This window comes from Alteromonas sp. AO-Serp (genome assembly GCF_017849675.1).
Lineage (GTDB): Bacteria > Pseudomonadota > Gammaproteobacteria > Enterobacterales > Alteromonadaceae > Alteromonas > Alteromonas macleodii.
Genome location: NZ_JAFLMX010000192.1, coordinates 1 through 1,851, shown reverse-complemented (window position 1 = coordinate 1,851; position 1,851 = coordinate 1). Strand labels below are relative to the sequence as shown.

At 45.7% G+C, this 1,851-nt stretch carries 2 protein-coding genes; both read left to right on the top strand.

Features of this window, described 5'->3' with window-relative positions; genetic code table 11:
* A partial coding sequence (gene rseP / locus QVA83_RS13130) for an RIP metalloprotease RseP (protein WP_287498536.1) occupies positions 1 to 1,065 on the top strand: 1,065 nt, incomplete at its 5' end.
* A gap of 58 nt (positions 1,066 to 1,123) precedes the next feature.
* Positions 1,124 to 1,851 (top strand): POTRA domain-containing protein (locus tag QVA83_RS13125; RefSeq protein WP_287498535.1); only part of this gene is annotated, 728 nt, incomplete at its 3' end.

The following is a 1,851-nucleotide window of genomic DNA, read 5'->3' as shown; positions in this document are numbered from 1 at the left end:
CGCATGGCGGTTATTGCTGCTGGCCCTGGCGTTAACTTTATTTTTGCGTTTTTCGCACTGTGGTTGATGTATCTGGTGGGGCTGGAAACGGTTAAGCCAGTAGTTAAACAGGTTGAGCCAGAGAGCATCGCAGCCATTGCTGGTGTACAACCTGGCGATGAAATTATCAAAGTAGGCGACAGGAATACGCCTGATTGGGAAGCGGTAAATCTGGAAATAGTTTCTAATATTGGTGCCGAAAAAGCCAATGTCACGGTTAAAAATTCGTCAAATGTTGAAAAAGAACTGACTTTTACACTGGGTTCTTGGAACTTTGACCCAGATAGTGAGTCTCCTTTAAGCAGCTTAGGGTTAACCCCTTATCGTCCAGATGCAACGTTAACCGTTGGGTTTGTAGGTGAAGGAAGCGCGGCTCAGCAAGCGGGTTTAAAACCCGGTGATGAGCTTCTTGCATTAAATGGCGCTAAGTTGTCATCGTGGGAGCGATTAGTTGACGTTATTGTTGAAAGTCCCGGCGAGAATATCTCGCTTGATATACAAAGGGATGGACAACAACTGACGTTAGATGCCACGATAGCGCGCCGCGATACACCACAAGGGCAAAGTGGATATCTCGGTGTAAGCCCAACATTTGAGCCTTGGCCAGAAGGGTATGTGTTTACGCATCAATATGGCATTATAGAGGCTATTGGGAAGGCGCTAGATAAAACATGGCGTCTTATGACACTCAGTGTCGAAATGATAGGTAAGCTCATCACGGGCGACGTGTCAGTGAAGAATTTGAGTGGGCCTATCTCAATTGCTCAAGGTGCGGGAACAAGTGCTGGGTATGGACTTGCGTACTTTTTGAGTTTTCTTGCCTTAATAAGCGTAAATTTAGGCATAATAAATTTATTACCCTTGCCCATGCTTGACGGTGGTCACCTCATGTTTTTTATCGTGGAGTGGATCACAGGCAAACCTGTGCCTGAAGCGGTGCAGGAATGGGGTTACAGAATAGGTGGCGTGCTTCTGTTTATGATCATGGGTATCGCAATTTTTAACGATATCGCTCGCATAACCTGATACAAATCAGGAAGTACAAAACAGCTAATACAAAACGCGGCCAGGAAAAGAAAAATAGATGAAGTTAAAACAGTTAGTAGCAGCCGGAGCCATTCTTTCCAGTGCTAGCTTTGCCAATGCTGCGGCGCAAGACAGTGAATTTGTCGTTGAAGACATTCGCGTAGAAGGTTTGCAACGAGTTGCACTTGGTGCAGCCTTAACCTACTTGCCCGTTCAAGTTGGCGACGAGCTTAATACATTCAGGGTAACGCAGCTTATTCGCTCGTTGTACTCTTCAACTCACTTTGAAAATGTTGAAATTCTCCGTGATGGCAATACGCTTGTCGTGCGTGTCGCTGAGCGTCCTACCATTAGTAATATCATCTTTGAAGGCAACGATGATATTAAAGATGAGCAACTTCAGGAAAGCTTAGACGGAAACGGCGTTCGTATTGGTGAGCCGCTCGATAAGACCGTACTAACCTCTATCGAGAATGGCCTGAAAGACTTCTTTTACAGCATAGGTAAATATAATGCTGACGTGACGGCTATTATAACGCCGCTACCGCGTAACCGTGTTGACTTGAAATTACTTTTCGAAGAGGGCGACGCGGCTGAAATTGAACAAATCAATATTGTAGGTAACGAAATCTTCTCAGACGAAGAGCTGATGGAGGCTTTCGAGCTGCAATACGATACGCCTTGGTGGGATTTCCTGTCGGAAACTCGCTACCAGCAGCAAACGCTGCAAGGGGATATGGAAACGCTGCGTAACCATTACTTAAACCGTGGTTACCTTCGCTTTAA